The organism is Streptomyces neyagawaensis, from assembly GCF_023516595.1.
Classification (GTDB): domain Bacteria; phylum Actinomycetota; class Actinomycetes; order Streptomycetales; family Streptomycetaceae; genus Streptomyces; species Streptomyces neyagawaensis.
Genome location: NZ_JAMGBG010000001.1, coordinates 71,476 through 88,824, shown reverse-complemented (window position 1 = coordinate 88,824; position 17,349 = coordinate 71,476). Strand labels below are relative to the sequence as shown.

Here is a 17,349-nt window from a genome sequence, read left to right as displayed (position 1 = left end):
ACACATGAGGGCGGCCGGGCCGTGAAGCCCGGCCGCCCTCACCGTCAGGGCGCCGCCACCGCTCAGCGGACCTCGGAGAACACGAACGAGAACTCCGTCGGCTCCGCCCGCAGGTGGTACTGCGGCAGCGCGCCCGGCCCGCACGACTGCGAGCCGATGCCCATCTGGCCGTGGTCCAGGTTGACCCACACCGTGTCACCGGCCCGGAGGTCGGTGAGGTGCTCGGCGGCGTCGAGCTGCTCGCTCGTCCAGCGCCGCGCGGTGAACCAGAACTCCGGGTCGCCGTCGATCCGCAGACCGCCGAGCTCCGCCCAGCGGACGTCGGGGCGGGCCCCGTTCTCCTGGGGGCGGAGGTAGGGGGTCTGGAGCTCGTCGACCGTGGAGTGGTACCGGTACAGCATGGACGCCGACTTGGTGTCCGGGTAGCCCTCGCCGGGGCCGCCGCCGTACCACTTCACGGCGTCCGCCGACGACAGCCCGAAGCGGATGCCGAGGCGGGGGAGCGGGACAGTCCAGTCGCCCTCCGGGGCCACCGACACGGTCAGCTTCAGCCGCGTCCCGTCCGACGTCCAGCGGTACGTCGTGCGCAGCCCGATCTCCCACGCCGCCGGCGCCACCCGGGTCCGTACCGTCAGCGCGTCGTCGCCCACCTCGACGGCGTCCAGCCGGTGGCGCATCCGGTGGAGGCCGAACTTGCGCCAGAGCAGGCCGTACTGCGGGTCCGGCTGCCAGTCCGCCCCGGCGTCGTTGTCGGTCGGCGCCCGCCAGACGTCGAGGCGCAGCCCTGTCACGTCGAGGCCGCCGATGGTCTTCAGCGCGCCGGTGCGCACGTCGAAGGAGGCCGGGCCGAGACAGATCAGCTTCTCGCTCGCCGTGGGACGGTCGCTGGGCACTACGACCGGCGACGGCCGCTCCACGACCGGCAGTTGGGCCCACGCGACCTGGTGGTCCTTGCGGCCCCACGCGGTGTCCTCGGCCAGCAGCGCCCGTACGGTCCACAGCGCCTCGCCCGCCGGCCCGCCGGACGGCGGCCGCGGCAGCTTCACCTCGGCCGACTCGCCGGGCTTCAGGGAGGGCACGGCGAGGGCGCCCGCCTCCAGCGTCTTCCCGTCGACCTGGTACGACCACTCGAAGGCGAGCTCCGACAGGTCCGCGAAGTCGTACGCGTTGCGCACCCGTACGGTCCCGGCGGCGCCGTCGCCGTCGATGCGGACCGGCTCGATCACCTTCTTGAACTCGACCAGGCCCGGCGAGGGCGTCCGGTCCGGGAAGACCAGGCCATCGCAGACGAAGTTGCCGTCGTGCAGCTCCTCGCCGAAGTCGCCGCCGTAGGCGTAGCCCAGCTCGGGGTGGGTGATGCCGTGGTCGATCCACTCCCAGATGAAGCCGCCCTGGATGCGGTCGTGCGCCTCGAAGATCCGCTGGTAGTCGGCGAGGCCGCCGGGGCCGTTGCCCATGGCGTGGCCGTACTCGCACTGGATGAAGGGCAGACCGCGCCGCTTGTGGGTGCCGCCGTCCAGGCCCTTGCCGATGCGCTCGACCTCGGCGTGGTCGGCGTACATCCGGGAGTAGACGTCGGTGTCGCGGCAGTCCCAGTCGCCCTCGTAGTGCACCAGGCGGGAGCCGTCGCGGCCGTGGATCCACTCGGCCATGGCGGTCAGGCCGCGTCCGGTGCCGCACTCGTTGCCGAGGGACCACATCACGACCGACGGGTGGTTCTTGTCGCGCTCGACCATCCGGGCCGCCCGGTCCAGCAGGGCCGGGGTCCAGCGGTCGTCGTCGACGGGGTTGTCCCGCCAGTTCTGCTCGGTGAAGCCGTGGGTCTCCAGGTCGCACTCGTCGATGACCCACAGCCCGTACTCGTCGCACAGGTCGAGGAAGGCGGGGTGCGGCGGGTAGTGCGAGGTGCGCACCGCGTTGATGTTGTGCCGCTTCATCAGCAGCACGTCCGCGCGCATCGTCTCCAGGTCGAGCGCGCGGCCCCGCTGCGGGTGCCACTCGTGGCGGTTGACGCCCTTGAACAGGATCGGCCGGCCGTTGACCTTGATCAGGCCGTCCTCCAGCACGACCGTGCGGAAACCGATCCGCAGCGGGACGCGCTCGCCCTCCGTCACCAGCTCACCGTCGTACAGGTGAGGGGTCTCCGCGGTCCATGGCTCGACGGGGACGGTCACCGGTTCGCCCGTCGCGACATCGATGTCCAGGCCGGGCACCAGGACACGGCCGTCGACGTCGGAGTCCACGCGCAGGGTTCCGGTGCCGCCGACGTGGTCGTAGGAGGCGTGCACGAAGAAGTCGAGGACGGCGCCCGCCGGGCGGTGCAGCAGGGTGACCTCCCGGAAGATGCCGGGCAGCCACCACTGGTCCTGGTCCTCCAGGTAGGAGCCCGCCGACCACTGGTGGACCCGCACCGCGAGGACGTTGCCCGTGGACTTCAGCAGGTGCCCGACGGCGAACTCGTGGGCGAGCCGCGATCCCTTGAACTCCCCGATGTCCGTGCCGTTCAGCCAGACCCGGGCACAGGACTCCACACCGTCGAAGCGGAGCACGGCCCCGCCGTCCGCCGGCCACCCCTCGGGCAGGTCGAAGTACCGCAGATGGTCGCCGGTCGGGTTCTCCGTCGGCACCCGCGGCGGGTCCACCGGGAAGGGGTACAGGTGGTTGGTGTAGATCGGCGCCCCGAAGGCCCCGTCGCCCTGCATCACCCAGTGCCCCGGCACGGACACCCGGGCCCAGTCCCCGGCGTCGTACCCCTCCGCGGCGAAGGAGTCGTCCTCGGCGTCGGCGGTCGGCGACAGCCGGAAGTGCCAGTCTCCGTCGAGGGACAGGGAACGGGCGTCGGAGGACGCGTACCAGGCGCGGGGCGGCAGGGCCCCGCTGCCCGGCGACACGTCCTCGACGTAGTCGACGGACGAGGCGGTGGTACCGGTGGTGCGGAAAGACATCGGTCTCCTAGCTCAGCCCTTGATGCCGGTCTGCGCGATGCCCTGCACCAGCCAGCGCTGGAGGAAGAGGAACACGAACACCAGGGGCAGGATGGAAATGGCCGTGGCCATGAAGATCAGGTGGTAGGTGATGGTCTGGCCGGTCATGTAGTTCGAGAGCGCGACCTGGACGGTCCACGCACTGGGATCCTGACCGATGACCAGGGGCCACAGGAAGGAGTTCCACCCGCTGATGAACGTGATCGTCGCCATGGCGGCGAAGAAGTTCAGCGAGTTGGGTACGACGACCCGCCAGTACGCGCCCATGTAACCGAGCCCGTCCACGCGTGCCGCCTCCTCCAGTTCCTTGGGGAACCCCAGGAAGTACTGCCGGAACAGGAAGCAGGTGAAACCACTGAAGAGGCCCGGGATGATGAGACCCCGGTAGGTGTCCACCCAGCCGAGCGAGGAGACCAGGACGAAGCTGGGCACGAAGGTCACGGCGGTGGGGACCATCAGCGTCACCAGGACGGCGTAGAAGACCTTGTTGGCGTGCTTGTACGGGATGCGCGCGAGACCGTAGCCGGCCAGCGAGCAGACCAGCAGGGTGCCGAGCGTGTGCAGCACACCCACGACCGCCGAGTTCCACAGCGAGCGCGCGAAGTCGACCGAGGGGTCGTCGAACGGCTTGCTGATGTTGCCCCACTGGATCTCGGAGGGGAACCACTTCCACTCCTCGCCGGTGATCTCCGGGTCCGTCATCAGCGCGTTGCGGACGATCAGATAGAAGGGGACGAGGAAGAGGAGCGCGGCGATGCCGGTGGCGACATAGAGACCGGTCGAGCCGAGCACGCTGCCGGTGCGGACCTTGCGCGGCCGGGCCGGTGCCTCGGCCCGCTCCGCCGGAGGTGTCGTCGTGGTGGTCACTTGGACTCCTCACCCCTTCCGAATCCCATGATCTTGCCCTGGAGCAGGGTGACGAGGCAGATCAGCACGGTGAGGATCAGCGCGCCCGCGCTGCCCGCGCCGTAGTCCTGGCTCTCGCCGAGCGCCTTGTAGTACAGCTCCATCAGGGGCGGCCGGCCCCAGGTGGTCTTCGCCAGCAGGTTGAAGAACTCGTCGAACGCCTGGTAGGCGGCCACGAGGAGCAGCAGGATCACGGCGGTGGAGGTGGCCCGCAGCTGGGGCAGGGTGATGTGCCAGAACGTCTGCCAGCCGGGCTTCGCGCCGTCGATCGCGGCCGCCTCGTACATCTCCTGCGGGATGTTCTGGAGGGCCGCGATGAAGAGGATCATGTAGAAGCCGGCCTGGAGCCAGAGCCGTACGGTCACGATGACCAGCCAGTACCACGGCGGGTCGGGGTTGGCGAGCCACGCGGTGTTCTCGATGCCGAACATGCCGAGGAAGGTGTTCATCAGGCCGAAGCGGACACCGTTGAAGATGGACATCTTCCAGATCAGCGAGGCGGCGACGTAACTGACCGCCGTCGGCAGGAAGAACACCGAGCGGAAGAACGCCCGCATGAACCGCAGCCGGTTCACCAGCAGCGCGAGACCCAGCGAGGTCGCCCAGGTCAGCGGCACGATGAGCGCGGCGAAGACGGTGAAGGTGCCGAGCGACCCCACGAAGTCCTCGTCGGTCAGCATCACGACGTAGTTGTCGAGGCCGACGAACTTGTCGGGCGTGACGGTGAAGCGGGCCTCGAAGAACGAGAGCCACAGGCTCCACAGGATCGGCGCGTAGACGAAGACCGCCAGGCCGATCAGGAACGGCCCGGTGAAGAGCCAGAAGTTGAGAGTGGGGGAGCCCCGCAGCCCCCGCCGCGGCTTGGCCGGAGCGGCCTTCGCCGGGGCGGGGCTGGAGACGCCGTCCTTGGTGATGGTCGACATGTCGTGGCTACCTGTCCCCAGGCCTATCCGAACAGCTTCTTCAGCTCACGGTCGACCTTCGCGTCGGCCTTGGTGAGCTCCTTGTCCGGGTCACCGCCCTTGCGCACCGAGTTGGCCATGACGTCCTCCAGGGCGGTGATGCTCGCCTGGGTCCAGCCGATGTTGTCGAAGTGGCCGAACTCGTTGAACAGCTTGACGCCCTCGGCGGGCAGACCCGACTTCAGCTTGTCGGCGGACTCGGCGATCGACTTGCGCGGCGGGATGTGGAAGCCGTAGGAGAGCGCCCAGTCCTCCTGGAACTCCTTCTGGTCGATCCACAGCCACTTCACGTATTCCTTGGTCGCCTCGAGGTTCTTGCTCTTGGCGTTGACGAACATCGACCAGCCGCCGTTGTAGACGGACTGCTTGCCCGCGTCGCCGACCCTCGGGAACGGGAAGATGCCGAGGTCGTCGCCGAGCGCCTCCTGCATCTGCGGCATCGCCCACATGCCGCACCACTGCATCGCGGTCAGGCCCTGGTTGAGGGCGGACGGGTCCCAGAAGTCGGTGGGCGCGTCGAGCAGCAGGTCACCGCTGGTGAACAGCTTGCGCAGCTGCTTGAAGCCGTCGACGACCGCGTCCGTGTGGTAGGCGATCTGGTTCTTGTCGTCCAGGTGCTGGGCGCCGGCAGACCAGATCAGCGGGCTGATGATGGCGTGCAGGGTGTTGCCGAGGTAGGCGCCCTTGACCTTGCTCGTGGTCAGCTTCGCGGCGGCCTCTATCAGCTCCTCCAGCGTCTGCGGGACCTCGACACCGGCCTTCTCGAACAGCGACTTCCGGTAGAAGAAGAACTGCGGGTCGTCGATCATCCGGATGCCGTAGATCTTCCCGTCGACCGTGTGCGACTGGATGTCGGCCGGGTTGAAGTCGTCCTTGACCGGGTCGATCAGGTCGGTCAGGTCCGCCACCTGGCCGCTCTCGATCATCTGCAGCTGCGGGTGGAACTCGAAGCAGTCGGGGGCCTTGTCGGTGAGCAGCGTCGCGAACAGCTTGCTCTCGAAGTTGGAGCCGGTGATCCACTGCGTGGTGACGTTGCCGCCCTTGTAGGCCTTCGCGTAGCGCTTGATGGCCTGCTCGGTGCCGGCCTCACCGTACGCGTGGAAGTACTGCGTCAGGGCCTTGCCGGACCCGGAACCGCCGCCTCGGCCGTTGTTGCTGCCGCACGCGGCGAGACCGCCGGCGGCGGCCAGACCCAGCGCGGCCCGCAGTGCGGTGCGGCGGTCGAAGTTCCTGTTGCTCATTGCCGACATGCTGACGTCCTTGTCTCGAGTTCGGCTCCCGGCGCTGCGCCGGTGCATGGCTCCGCGGCTCAGTGCCCGTGGCTCAAAGAGGCTTGCGGAGCGGGACGTTAACCTTCGGCTAAGGCTTCGGCAAGGGGTTGAACGAAGTCTGTTCGAAGCGTTGTACTCGGTCCGGGTGTCCGAACGTCCTTGTTCCGGGGTGGAGTTGAGACGGGTACGAGGGCCGCCGGGTCAGGGTCCGGCGGCCCTCTGCTCAGTGCGGTGCCACCGCCGCGACCGGGCCCGATGCCCGGTCGATGCGCTGCGCACCCGTTCCCCTCACGACGCCGACGCGGTGCGGCTCCTCGCGGGGGTGCCGCGCCTGGTGGGCCGCTGGCTGAACGACGACAGCGCCCCTTCGAGGGCGAAGGTCGCGGCGCCCAGGCACACCGGGTCGGTCGGGATGGGGGACAGGACGATCTCGGCGGCGTCCAACGGCCGGCGCAGCGAGTGCCGGGCCACGGCCTCCCGCACCTCCGCCAGCAGGGGCTCGCCGAGCGTGGCCGCGACCCAGCTGCTGAGCACGACCACCTCCGGGTTCAGCAGGTTGACCAGGTCGGCGATGCCGGCACCCAGGTAACGGGCGGTGTCCCGGACGACCTTGAGCGCGATGGGGTCCCCGGCGGCGACGCCCCGGGCGAGGGCGTCGATGGTCGCGGTCTGGTCCTCGGGGTGCAGCAGGGTGCTCCGCGGGGCGAGTTCCCGCAGATGCAGCATGATGCCGGGCGCGCCGACATAGGTCTCCACGCAGCCGTGGTTGCCGCAGTGGCACAGCCGCCCGTCGAGCACGAGCGTCGTGTGCCCCCACTCCCCGGCGCTGTTGCTGACCCCCCGGTGCAGCCCGCCGCCCAGCACCAACCCGGCGCCGACCCCCGTGCCGAGGTTCACCACGACGGCGTCCCCCCGGCCCCGGGCCGCGCCGAACCACAGCTCGGCGACCGCGCAGGCCCGCAGCGGATTGTCCAGGTGGAGCGGGTAGGCGATGTGCTCGGCGAGCAGGTCGAGCAGCGGGACGTCGTGCCAGTCCCAGTTCGGGGCGTACTCCGACACCCCGCCCTCCCGGTCCACCTGGCCCGGCACGCTCACCCCGACGCCGAGCACGCGCGCGCCCTCGACCCCGGCCTGGGTGACCACCGAGCCCACGGCCGCCGCGACATGGGCGACGACCTGCTCCGGCCGGCTCTCCCCGGGGCGCATGTTCTCGTCCGCACGGGCCAGCACATTGAGCGCCAGGTCGAACAGCTCGACCCGGACGTAGGTCTCCGCGATGTCGACGCCGATCAGCGCGCCGCCGGTGGTGTTGACGGCGACGAGCCCCCGGGGGCGCCCGCCCGCGGAGTCCTCGAAGCCGACCTCGGTGATCAGCCGCAGATCGAGCAGCTCCCCGACCAGCGTCGCGACCGTCGCGAGGCTCAGTCCGGTGGCCGCCGCCAGCTCCTGCCGGGACGTGGGAGACTCGGCGATGATCTGGCGCAGCACCTCGTAGCGGTTCGCGGTGCGAATGTCGCGAGACGTGCGCTTCACCGACGCCATGTTCTCCTCGATCCCTCCGGGCCGTGGCGAGGCATGCGGCCCCGGCGCGGCGCAAGGCTATGACTGGGAGAGACTTTCGACAAGGGGTTAGGAAAGGGGGTTTACAAAGTCTTCCGGCAGGCGACGCCCCGTGGCCGGAGAGCGGCGGGCCGCCGCAGGCCCAGGTGGAAGACCCGCCCCCCGGTCCGGCTCAGCCGCCGAGCACCTCCCGGACGAAGGCGTTGCGGAACGTACCCGCCGGGTCCAGCGCCTCGGCCAGAGCCCGGAACTCACCCAGTCGGGGGTACAGCTCCCGCAACGCGGCCGCCGGAACCGTGAACACCTTCCCCCAGTGCGGCCGGGCCCCCAGCGGCGCCAGCGCCTCCTCCACCCGCCCCACCACCGGCAGGACGGCCGCCGCGTCCGCGATCCACGTGAAGTGCAGCGCGACCGTGTCCCGGCCGTGGGAGGGACTGAGCCACTGCTCGTCGGCGGCCACCGTACGGACCTCGCACACCTGGAGCACGGGCGCCACCGCCTCCCGCAGCCCGTCCAGCGCGCGCAGCGCCTCCCCGGCGTCCTCACGCGGCAGCAGATACTCCGACTGGAGCTCCTCCCCGCTGCTCGGTGTGAACTCCGCCCGGAAGTGCGGCAGCCGCTCGTGCCACGGGCCGGGCACCCCCAACTGCTCGGTGCAGTTCACCGCGGGCATCCCCGGCACCGGGTGCACGGGCCCGGCCGCCGGCTCGGCCCACGGGAACTCCCGGAACGGCTGATCGGTGCGCCGCTTGACCCAGACCTGGTCGAAGCCGGAGTGCCGCCACCGGGTGAACAGACTCACGCTGTACGCCGCCGCCGAGACCGCCCCGAGGTCCAGCCCGGCGAGGGGGAGCGGACCGTGGACGGTCTGGCTCACCTCGAAGGCCGGCTCCAGATCGAGGGTGAGCGCCGTGACCACGCCGAGGGCACCGAGCGAGGTCACCGCCCCGCCGAAACGCTCGTCACCCCGCCCCAGGGACAGCGTCGAGCCGTCCGCGAGGACCAACTCGACCTCCCGGACGGCCGCCGCGAGCGGTCCGTTGCCGTTCCCCGAGCCATGGGTGCCGGTGGCCACCGACCCCGCCACGGAGATGTGCGGCAGGGAGGCCATGTTGTGCAGGGCGAGCCCATGGGCGTGCACCGCGCGGGCCAGCTCCGCGTACCGGACACCGCCCCCGACCCGTACCCTGCGGGCCGCCGGGTCCACCTCGATCACCGGCGGGAGCGCGGACAGCGACAGCAGCACGCCGTCCGGGCCGGGCTCGGCGATCTCGTTGAACGAGTGCCCGCTGCCCAGCACCCGCACCCGCTCGCTGCCCGCGACCAGGGCCCGCAGCGCGTCGACCGAACGCGGCCGGTGCAGCTCCTTCGCGCTGTACGTGATGTTCCGCGCCCAGTTGGTCAGGGTCTCGGTCGTCATACCTGAAGTCCTCCACCGTCCGCGAGCCCGGGGGCCCGATCCCTAGGTGTGCTCATCCTCCCTGGTCGGGGCCGTCCGTTGACCCGCTCTCGCCCGCCCGCCTACGGTGTGAAAACGGTTACTGCCGTCAACCACCCCCCACCGGAAGGCCACTTCCTTGCCCGAGCGTCCACGTGCCGTGTTCGCCATGACCGCCGAGAACGTGCCGCGGGTCTTCCCGCCGGAGGTGCTGTCCCGGCTGCGGGACGCGGTGGACGTCGATCCCGCGCTGGTCGTCGAGCGCGCCGAGGACTTCACCGACCCCCGCGTCCGGCCGGTGCTCGCCGGGGCCGAGGTGCTGATCACCGGCTGGGGCTGCCCCCGGATCGACGCGGCGGTCCTCGACGCGGCGCCCGCGCTGCGCGCGATCCTGCACTCGGCGGGCTCGGTGAAGGGGTTCGTCACACCGGCCGTCTGGGAGCGGGACATCACCGTCTCCACGGCCGCCGACGCCAACGCCGTGCCCGTCGCCGAGTACACCCTCGCGATGATCCTGCTCGCCGGAAAGGACGTCCTCGGCCTGCGCGACCGCCTGCGCGCCGAACGGGACCACTACCCCGGCTGGGGCCTCGTCCCCGGCATCGGCAACCACGGCCGCCGCGTCGGCGTCATCGGCGCCTCCCGCATCGGCCGCCGCGTCATCGACTTGCTGCGCCCCTTCGACCTGCGGGTGAGCCTCACCGACCCGTACGTCGACGAGGCGGGAGCAGCCGCCCTCGGCGTCCCCCTGCTGCCGCTCGACGACCTGCTGCGCACCAGCGACATCGTCACCGTCCACGCCCCCGACACCCCCGAGACCCACCGCCTGCTCGGCCGGCGCGAGCTCGCCCTCATGCCCGACGGGGCCGTCCTCATCAACACCGCCCGCGGCGCCCTCGTCGACCACGACGCCCTCACCGGCGAACTGCGCGCCGGCCGCCTCTGCGCCATCCTCGACGTCACCGACCCCGAGCCGCTTCCCGCCGACTCCCCGCTCCTCGACCTCCCCAACGCCTTCGTCACCCCCCACCTCGCCGGCTCCCAGGGCAACGAGCTCGCCCGCCTCGGCCTCGCCGTCACCCAGGAGGCCGAACGCCTCGCCGCCGGCACCCCCCTGGCCCACGCACTCGACCGCGCAGTCCTGGAACACACCGCGTGACGCGGAGGCGAAACAGACGATTCCGGTTGCGGCCGTTTTCGAACGTCGGCCAGAACGACGGCCAGAACGACGGCCAGAACGACGGCCGCCCCCGCCGACCGGGGGCGGCCGAGGTCGGAAGGACAGGCGGGCCGGTGTTCGTCACCCACCTCGAGCCGGGTCCCGGCAAGCTCCTCGCGCCGCGTGACGTGTGCCCGGACACCGGGCTGGTCCGGCTGCTCACCCACCTCGGCGAGACCGGTGCCCGCCTGCCCAGCGTCGACTTCACCTAAGCGGCGGGGTTCGTGGGCAGAAGCCGGGCGAGCCAGTCGGTGCGGGTTCGGCGGGCTGTGGCCGAGATGTGTGCCTGCGGGTACAGGGCGTCGAATCCGTGGAAGCCACCTGCCCAGACGTGGAGTTCGGCCTGGCCGCCGGCCGCCCAGATGCGGGTGGCGTAGTCGGTGTCCTCGTCGCGGAAGACTTCGGCGGAGCCGGTGTCGATGTAGGTGGTCGGCAGGCCCGCGAGGTCGTCGGCCAGGGCGGGTGAGACGTATGCGGGTACCTCGTCGTCGGTGAGGTCGCCGAGGAGGCAGCGCCATCCGAATCCGTTCATCTCGCGGGTCCAGACGCCGGGCCCGTTCGAGTACTGGAGGCTGGAGGTGGTGGTGTTGCGGTGGTCGAGCATGGGGCCGATCAGGACTTGGGCGGCGATCGGCGGGGTGCCGAGGTCACGGGCCAGCAGGGTGACGCCGGCGGCGAGTCCGCCGCCCGCGCTGGCGCCTGCGACGATGATCCGGGCGGGGTCGATGCCCAGTTCGGCGGCGTGGTCGGCGATCCAGAGCAGTCCCTGATAGCAGTCGTCGACCGGGATGGTGCCGGTGGACTCGGGCGCGAGCCGGTACTCGACGGAGACCACGACGGCGCCGAACTCGTCGAGCCACTCCAGCGGGATGTCGATCTGTGAGAAGCGGTCGCCCATGACCATCCCGCCGCCGTGCATCCAGTAGACGCAGGGCGCGGCGGCGGTGGGATCGCTGTTCGCGGGGCTGAAGACGGACAAGGGGATCGGCGTGCCGTCCGGACTCGTAACGGTGACCTCGCGCCGGTCGATGGCGCGGCCTTCGAGGAGGGGTTCGACGGGCATCGAGGAGAAGGGGCGTACCTGCGCCAGCACTTCCGGGCTGAGCTGGGACATCAGCGGCATGTCGGCCAGGAGTTCACGCAGCTCGGGGTCGAGGGAGGGGCGTGCTGTGGTCATGGTCGTTGCCTCTCGTGGGTGTTCGGCGGGTCAGAGGGCGGATTTGCCGCGGACCGGAACGTGGTCCGTGTACTCGGGGTCCTTGGCGAGCAGCGGGTCGATCTGCGCCACGATGGCCTGGGCGGTCCTGCCGGCGAAGACGCGGTGGTGGTCCTCCTCGCTGGTCCAGCCTTCGGCGACGTGGACGACGTCGGGGTCGGACGCCGAGCGGGAGACGAGGTAGACGAGGCAGTATTCGCTCGCGCCGGGGCTGCCCTCGTTCAGTCCGGTCAGCAGCAGGTCGACGAGCTGGTCGCCCATACCGGGCCTGGCGGTCAGGGTGGCGCCGAAGCCGTAGTCGGCAATCATGGAGTCCTTCTCTTCCTCTTCGGTGATGGAGTGCGGTGATTCCATTGAAGCGGTCTGACCTGGGAAAACGTTAGACCGATACTCGTTTCTACTTGCACGATCCTCGCGAGCTTGGGAACCGTGGCGCGAAACGGTGCTGCAATGGACGCATGGACCTCGAAGAACTCCGCACCCTGCTGGCCCGCCATGCGCGGCCCGACTGGACCACCGCCGTCGACGGCGTCCTCATCTCGAAGGTCGAGCGCCCTGATCCGCCGGCGCCTTCGATGTCCGGCACGGTCCTGGCGGTCATCGCGCAGGGCGCCAAACGCCTCGCCCTGGGTGAGAGGGTGTTCGAGTACGGGCCCGGGCAGTACCTGGTCGCATCCGTCGATCTGCCTGTCACAGGGCAGTTCACCCAGGCCGACCCCGAGCAGCCCGCGCTGGGGTTCGGTCTCGTCCTGGAACCGTCCGCCGTTGCCGAGCTGCTGCTCGAGGCCGGGCCCGGAGACGCCCCCCGGAGCGGCGGGGGCGCGCCGTCGGGGATCGCCGTCAGTGACGCTCCGGCCGCGCTGCTGGACGCGGTGGTCCGGCTGCTGCGCCTGCTCGACGAGCCCCGCGACCGGGCCGTACTGGCCCCGCTGGTCAAGCGCGAGATCCTGTGGCGTCTGATCACCGGCGAGCAGGGTGCGACGGTTCGCCAGCTCGGCCTGGCCGACAGCAGCCTCAGCCACATCTCGCGGGCCGTGCGCTGGATCCGCGAGCACTACGCGCAGCCCTTCCGGGTCGAGGACGTGGCGCGGCAGGCCGGCATGGGTGTCTCCGCCTTCTACCGCAACTTCCAAGCGGTGACCGCGATGAGCCCCATCCAGTTCCAGAAGCAGATCCGGCTCCAGGAGGCCCGGCTGCTGCTGGCCACCCACCCCGGAGACGTCACCGGAGTCGGCCACCGCGTCGGCTACGACAACCCGTCGCAGTTCAGCCGGGAGTACCGCCGCCAGTTCGGCGCGCCCCCCAGCCAGGACGCCGCCCGCCTGCGTCAGGCCGTGCGTGCGCCGGCGGGCCTCCTGCCCTGAGCTGGGCGGCCTTTGGTGGAGGATCGTGCAAGGAGTAGCGAGGATAGTTCTACTGTCTCCGCAGGTCAGAGCGATTCAATGGGATCACCGGTTCTCCCGTGGAGCAGGAAAATGCCTGCCCTCCGTATGGATCCCATCACCTCGCAAAGGGGCACAACATGAAGACAGTTCTGATCACTGGTACCTCGTCCGGATACGGGCGGGAGACCGCCCTCTACTTCCACTCGCAGGGGTGGAACGTCATCGCCACGATGCGGACGCCGCGTCCAGACGTCCTTCCTGAGTCGGACCGGCTCCGCGTCGTCGAGCTCGACGTGACCAGGCCCGAGAGCATTACCGCCGCGTTCGAGGCCGAGGGCCCCGTCGACGTCCTGGTCAACAACGCGGGCGTGCCCTCGATCAGCGTGTTCGAGGGCACCCCCATGGCCCGAGTGCGGGAGGTCTTCGAGACCAACACGTTCGGCGTGATGGCGATGACGCAGGCGGTGCTGCCCCAGTTCCGCGAGCGTGGCTCCGGCGTGGTGGTCAACGTGACCTCGAGCGTGGTGCTCGGGCACATGCCGCTCTCGGCCGTCTACAAGGCGAGCAAGATGGCCATCGAGGGGTTCACCGCATCCCTCGCGCTCGAGCTCGCGCCGTTCGGTGTGCGGGCGAAGACGGTCCAGCCGGGCGCCTGCCTGACGACGAACTTCGCGGCCAACGCGACGAAGGGCGCCTCGCTGGACGAGCTGGTCCCGGCGCCCTACGCACCATGGGCGAAGAAGGCCATGGGCGACTTCACGGGCCAGGACCTGTTCACCAAGGAGAGCGACGTCGCCGAGACAGTGTGGCGAGCCGTGCACGACACGACCGGCCGGCTGCGATTCCCCGCCGGCCCCGACGCGGTCTCGCTCTCCCAGGCGAAGTGATCAGTTGGCAGGCAAGGTCACGCCGCACGGATACCAGGAGCTGGCCCCGCGCCCACGCACCGGGTCGGCTCGCGTAACAGCTCCGGCCGGTGTGACGGCTCCCGTACCCCTCTCCGGGGCCCGCCCGGCGCAGACGCCCAGGAGCGTGTCCCAGTGATCAACGCCGGGCCTGTCACGGACGATCGCTCCATTCGTCCGAAACGCGATGTCGTGTTTCCGCCAGCGTGGGCGTCTCGCTCAGGAGAGAGTCGGCGACGGTTCGTGTTCCTGAGCGCGGGCCTGTCCATCCGGCACTCCGCGAAAGGCACAGCGCATGCACGTCGTCCCCGGGCTCAAGGTCCTGTACTTCGGAACGCCGGTGGTGCTGATCAGCTCACTCAACGAGGACGGCACGGCGAACCTCGCGCCGATGTCCTCGGCGTGGTGGCTGGGCCAGTCCTGCATGCTCGGGCTCGCCAACCATGCCCAGACCACCGCGAACCTGCACCGTGAGGGCGAGTGCGTGCTCAACCTGCCCTCGTCGGCGATGGTCGACGCCGTCGACCGGATCGCGCTCACCACCGGGAAGCCGAGCGTGCCGGACTACAAGGCGAAGCAGGGGTACCGGCACGAGCCGGACAAGTACTCGACCGCACGGCTGACCGAACAGGCATCGGACCTGGTCCGGGCCCCCAGGGTTGCGGAATGCCCGATCCAGCTGGAGTGCAGGGTCGTCTCGGCCCACCCTCTCGGCGGTCCCGAGCCCTACGCCACTGCCTTCGAGGTCGAGGTCCTTCGCGCCCATGTCGAGGAAGACCTGGTCATCCCGGGGACGCACTACGTGGACCCGCTCGGCTGGGATCCGCTGATCATGAAGTTCTGCGAGTTCTTCGGCGGGGGACGCAACGTTCACCCGTCGAGACTCGCCGAGGGCTGGAACATGCCGCACCAGCTCCAGCCGACGACCGTCTGAGCAGGCATCCGGCGGCAACCCGGCCGCATCCCGTGATCATCCGGTACTCACGCCGGAGCCGCTGAGCCTCGTTTGTCCTCGACATGGACGACGTGAAGCTCGGTGCCGTCCCGGTGGCGCTTGGAACGTCCGAACAGCCCGACAGCAATCTGCGATTGATCCTGAGGCTCATCGGGGCCGACATAGGTAAGAACGTCGTCGTGATGGCCGGTGACGACCCATCCCTCGACGTCCTTGAGATCGATCACCCCGAAGTCTCCTGCCGGAGACCCGGCATGCGCCGGGCCGAACTTCCTCAGGAGGTCGGTGGCCTGTTCAGCGAGCCCCCCTTCCGGAGCGGTCAGCACGACACAAGTGCCGTGCTCGAACAGCACCCACGACGTGCGAGGGTCGGCGAGGAGCCGCTGCCAGACGTCTATCAGCATCCCGGTGTTCACGCCGGTCATCATGCCGCAGAGCACCGACACAGGGTGACGATCGACCGACGGCTACGGCGAATACGCGACTCCTGACCATGCGGGCCTACCAGACTCGATTCCCCGAGATCATCACGCGCTGCGCCCGGCTGCCGCTCGCCCTGTCGATCATGGCCGCCCGCGCCGCCACGACCCCCGGCCTCCCGCTCGCCACGTCCGCCCGCGAACTGCGCGAGAGCGGTTCGGGGCCCCGCGGGCACCGCCTGGACGCCTTCGCGGAGGACGACCCCGCCACCGACGTACGCACGTGTTCTCCTGGTCCTACCGGCGCGTCACACCCCCGGCCGCCCGGCTGTTCCGGCTGCTGGGACCGCACACCGGCCCCGACATCACCCCCGGCGTCGCGGCCCTGGCGGGCGTCCCGCACGACGAGGCCCGGACGCTCCTCGGGGAGCCCCCCGCGCACCTGCTGGAGCAGCATCGGCCGGGGCGCCACACGGCGCACGACCTGCTGCGTGCCTACGCGACCGAGCTGACCGGGGAACTCGACCCGGCGGACGACCGGCGGGCGGCGCTGCGCCGACCACCACCGCACGGCCGTCCTGGACCGGCTCGACCACGTCGACGCCCACCGGATGCGAGCCCCGCTGCGCGAGACCACCGCCGGTCCCGTGGCCGCCCCGGGGGCCGCCGCGCGACCCGCTCGGGGGCCCCGCTCCCACCTCCGCCGGGCCGGAGGCATACCGTGAGGAGTCGAACGAGAGGAGAAACGGCATGGGCAGCCGCACCGCGCTGGTGGAGGACCTGATGGAGAGGTTCCCGCACGTGCCACGGGAAGCCGTCTTCAAGGAGGACCTGCTCAGGGGTGGCGTGGCCTTCGACGCCTCCGCCCTCAGTGACAACGAGAACGGCGAGGTCAAGCCGAAGTCGTACTTCATCTTCTCCTTCGACCACGGCACCCTGCCCGAACTGGGCGAGGCCGCCCTGCGCCGCCCGCCCGAGGAGATCATCCTCACCGGTGGCCCCTACGACCTGCGGCGCACCGTCGTGTCCGTACGGGTCAACCCGTCGTCGCCGTACCGGGTCGCGGCGGACGCCGACGGCCTCCTCGGCCTCTACCTCGACGGCCGCCGCATCGCGGACGTCGGCGTGCCGCCGATGCCCGAGTACTACCGGCACACCCTCTCCAACGGGAAGTCCGTGATGGAGGTGGCCCCCACCATCCAGTGGGGCTACCTCATCTACCTGACGGTGTTCCGCGTCTGCCAGTACTTCGGCGCCAAGGAGGAGTGCCAGTACTGCGACATCAACCACAACTGGCGCCAGCACAAGGCGGCCGGGCGACCGTACACGGGTGTGAAGGACGTCGACGAGGTCCTGGAGGCCCTGGAGATCATCGACCGGTACGACACGGCGAAGACCTCCACCGCGTACACCCTCACCGGCGGCGCGATCACCAAGACGGTCGCCGGACGCGACGAGGCCGACTTCTACGGCCACTACGCCAAGGCCATCGAGGAGCGCTTCCCGAACCGGTGGATCGGCAAGGTCGTCGCGCAGGCGCTGCCACTCGACGACGTCAAGCGCTTCCACGACTACGGAGTGAAGATCTACCACCCCAACTACGAGGTGTGGGACGAGTACCTCTTCAAGATGTACTGCCCGGGCAAGGAGCGCTACGTCGGCCGCGACGAGTGGCACAAGCGGATTCTGGACTCGGCCGATGTCTTCGGCGCGCGCAATGTGATCCCCAACTTCGTGGCGGGCGTGGAGATGGCCGAGCCCTTCGGGTTCAAGACGGTCGACGAGGCGATCGCCTCGACCACCGAGGGTCTGCGTTTCTTCATGTCGCACGGCATCACGCCCCGCTTCACCACCTGGTGCCCGGAGCCCACCACCCCGCTCGGCAAGGCCAACCCGCAGGGCGCGCCGCTGGAGTACCACATCAGGCTCCTGGAGGCGTACCGCGCCACGATGGACGACTTCGGTCTGTCCTCGCCCCCCGGTTACGGCCCGCCCGGCCCCGGTAACGCGGTGTTCTCGGTCAGCTCCTTCATGGACAGCCTCCCGGCGGCGGAGGAGACCACCGAAGAGGTTACAGTCAAGTAACTTCCGTGACCGGTGAGTCGAACAGGACTCCCATACGTACAACT

General features: G+C 70.1%; 14 protein-coding genes and 1 pseudogene. 6 read left to right on the top strand and 9 right to left on the bottom strand.

Annotated elements, in window-relative coordinates:
* Positions 1 to 62 precede the first annotated feature (62 nt).
* The 6 genes from M8J73_RS00375 to M8J73_RS00350 form a co-directional block, all read right to left on the bottom strand.
* Positions 63 to 2,945 (bottom strand): glycoside hydrolase family 2 TIM barrel-domain containing protein, encoded by a 2,883-nt coding sequence (locus tag M8J73_RS00375; protein ID WP_055536993.1) that lies wholly within the window; start codon positions 2,943 to 2,945, stop codon positions 63 to 65.
* A gap of 12 nt (positions 2,946 to 2,957) precedes the next feature.
* Positions 2,958 to 3,851, bottom strand: coding sequence for a carbohydrate ABC transporter permease (locus M8J73_RS00370; protein ID WP_055536994.1), 894 nt, complete (start codon positions 3,849 to 3,851; stop codon positions 2,958 to 2,960).
* A complete protein-coding gene (locus M8J73_RS00365) occupies positions 3,848 to 4,813 on the bottom strand; it encodes a carbohydrate ABC transporter permease (protein WP_055536995.1) in 966 nt (321 codons plus the stop codon). The genes M8J73_RS00370 and M8J73_RS00365 overlap by 4 nt, the downstream gene beginning before the upstream one ends.
* A 23-nt stretch (positions 4,814 to 4,836) precedes the next feature.
* Positions 4,837 to 6,102 carry an ABC transporter substrate-binding protein gene (locus tag M8J73_RS00360; RefSeq protein ID WP_055536996.1) on the bottom strand — a complete coding sequence of 422 codons (1,266 nt, stop codon included), beginning with the start codon at positions 6,100 to 6,102 and terminating at the stop codon, positions 4,837 to 4,839.
* Positions 6,103 to 6,411: 309 nt separating this feature from the next.
* Positions 6,412 to 7,665, bottom strand: a complete 1,254-nt coding sequence (locus M8J73_RS00355; protein WP_206187752.1) for an ROK family transcriptional regulator — start codon at positions 7,663 to 7,665, stop codon at positions 6,412 to 6,414.
* A gap of 190 nt (positions 7,666 to 7,855) precedes the next feature.
* On the bottom strand, positions 7,856 to 9,103 hold the full coding sequence (locus M8J73_RS00350; RefSeq protein WP_055536997.1) for an FAD-binding protein: 1,248 nt from the start codon (positions 9,101 to 9,103) through the stop codon (positions 7,856 to 7,858).
* Positions 9,104 to 9,260: 157 nt separating this feature from the next.
* On the opposite strand from M8J73_RS00350, the gene M8J73_RS00345 reads away from it, so the two are divergent.
* Positions 9,261 to 10,280 carry a hydroxyacid dehydrogenase gene (locus M8J73_RS00345; protein WP_055536998.1) on the top strand — a complete coding sequence of 340 codons (1,020 nt, stop codon included), beginning with the start codon at positions 9,261 to 9,263 and terminating at the stop codon, positions 10,278 to 10,280.
* Positions 10,281 to 10,396: 116 nt separating this feature from the next.
* Positions 10,397 to 10,498, top strand: a pseudogene (locus M8J73_RS00340) (site-specific integrase); the annotation flags it as partial.
* 50 nt (positions 10,499 to 10,548) lie between these two features.
* On the opposite strand, the gene M8J73_RS00335 reads toward M8J73_RS00340, so the two are convergent.
* Both M8J73_RS00335 and M8J73_RS00330 read right to left on the bottom strand, forming a co-directional pair.
* Positions 10,549 to 11,517: an alpha/beta hydrolase gene (locus M8J73_RS00335; RefSeq protein WP_055537000.1), complete on the bottom strand. Its 969-nt coding sequence runs from the start codon at positions 11,515 to 11,517 to the stop codon at positions 10,549 to 10,551.
* Between the two features lie 30 nt (positions 11,518 to 11,547).
* Entirely contained in the window at positions 11,548 to 11,865 is a 318-nt protein-coding gene (locus M8J73_RS00330; RefSeq protein WP_055537013.1) for a putative quinol monooxygenase, read from the bottom strand.
* Between the two features lie 149 nt (positions 11,866 to 12,014).
* On the opposite strand from M8J73_RS00330, the gene M8J73_RS00325 reads away from it, so the two are divergent.
* The 3 genes from M8J73_RS00325 to M8J73_RS00315 all read left to right on the top strand — a co-directional run bounded on the left by M8J73_RS00325 (position 12,015) and on the right by M8J73_RS00315 (position 14,780).
* Positions 12,015 to 12,920 (top strand): AraC family transcriptional regulator, encoded by a 906-nt coding sequence (locus tag M8J73_RS00325; RefSeq protein WP_249828077.1) that lies wholly within the window; start codon positions 12,015 to 12,017, stop codon positions 12,918 to 12,920.
* A 158-nt stretch (positions 12,921 to 13,078) separates the two neighbouring features.
* A complete protein-coding gene (locus M8J73_RS00320) occupies positions 13,079 to 13,828 on the top strand; it encodes an SDR family oxidoreductase (RefSeq protein WP_055537001.1) in 750 nt (249 codons plus the stop codon).
* Between the two features lie 313 nt (positions 13,829 to 14,141).
* Positions 14,142 to 14,780, top strand: coding sequence for a flavin reductase family protein (locus M8J73_RS00315; protein WP_055537002.1), 639 nt, complete (start codon positions 14,142 to 14,144; stop codon positions 14,778 to 14,780).
* Positions 14,781 to 14,827: 47 nt separating this feature from the next.
* Here M8J73_RS00315 and M8J73_RS00310 read toward each other — a convergent pair whose 3' ends face one another.
* The gene (locus M8J73_RS00310) at positions 14,828 to 15,229 is read right to left on the bottom strand and encodes a hypothetical protein (protein ID WP_206187753.1); all 402 of its coding nucleotides are present in this window, start codon (positions 15,227 to 15,229) and stop codon (positions 14,828 to 14,830) included.
* A 741-nt stretch (positions 15,230 to 15,970) separates the two neighbouring features.
* Between M8J73_RS00310 and M8J73_RS00300 the strand changes: the two genes are divergently transcribed.
* Positions 15,971 to 17,305: a radical SAM protein gene (locus M8J73_RS00300; protein WP_055537004.1), complete on the top strand. Its 1,335-nt coding sequence runs from the start codon at positions 15,971 to 15,973 to the stop codon at positions 17,303 to 17,305.
* The last annotated feature ends 44 nt before the right edge of the window (positions 17,306 to 17,349 follow it).

Coding starts and splice junctions, on each gene's coding strand:
- M8J73_RS00355 (WP_206187752.1), bottom strand. CDS start 7,665: ATGGCGTCGGTGAAGCGCACGTCTCGCGACATTCGCACCGCGAACCGC.
- M8J73_RS00375 (WP_055536993.1), bottom strand. CDS start 2,945: ATGTCTTTCCGCACCACCGGTACCACCGCCTCGTCCGTCGACTACGTC.
- M8J73_RS00360 (WP_055536996.1), bottom strand. CDS start 6,102: ATGTCGGCAATGAGCAACAGGAACTTCGACCGCCGCACCGCACTGCGG.
- M8J73_RS00320 (WP_055537001.1), top strand. CDS start 13,079: ATGAAGACAGTTCTGATCACTGGTACCTCGTCCGGATACGGGCGGGAG.
- M8J73_RS00300 (WP_055537004.1), top strand. CDS start 15,971: ATGGGCAGCCGCACCGCGCTGGTGGAGGACCTGATGGAGAGGTTCCCG.
- M8J73_RS00350 (WP_055536997.1), bottom strand. CDS start 9,103: ATGACGACCGAGACCCTGACCAACTGGGCGCGGAACATCACGTACAGC.
- M8J73_RS00330 (WP_055537013.1), bottom strand. CDS start 11,865: ATGATTGCCGACTACGGCTTCGGCGCCACCCTGACCGCCAGGCCCGGT.
- M8J73_RS00335 (WP_055537000.1), bottom strand. CDS start 11,517: ATGACCACAGCACGCCCCTCCCTCGACCCCGAGCTGCGTGAACTCCTG.
- M8J73_RS00315 (WP_055537002.1), top strand. CDS start 14,142: ATGCACGTCGTCCCCGGGCTCAAGGTCCTGTACTTCGGAACGCCGGTG.
- M8J73_RS00325 (WP_249828077.1), top strand. CDS start 12,015: ATGGACCTCGAAGAACTCCGCACCCTGCTGGCCCGCCATGCGCGGCCC.
- M8J73_RS00310 (WP_206187753.1), bottom strand. CDS start 15,229: ATGATGACCGGCGTGAACACCGGGATGCTGATAGACGTCTGGCAGCGG.
- M8J73_RS00365 (WP_055536995.1), bottom strand. CDS start 4,813: ATGTCGACCATCACCAAGGACGGCGTCTCCAGCCCCGCCCCGGCGAAG.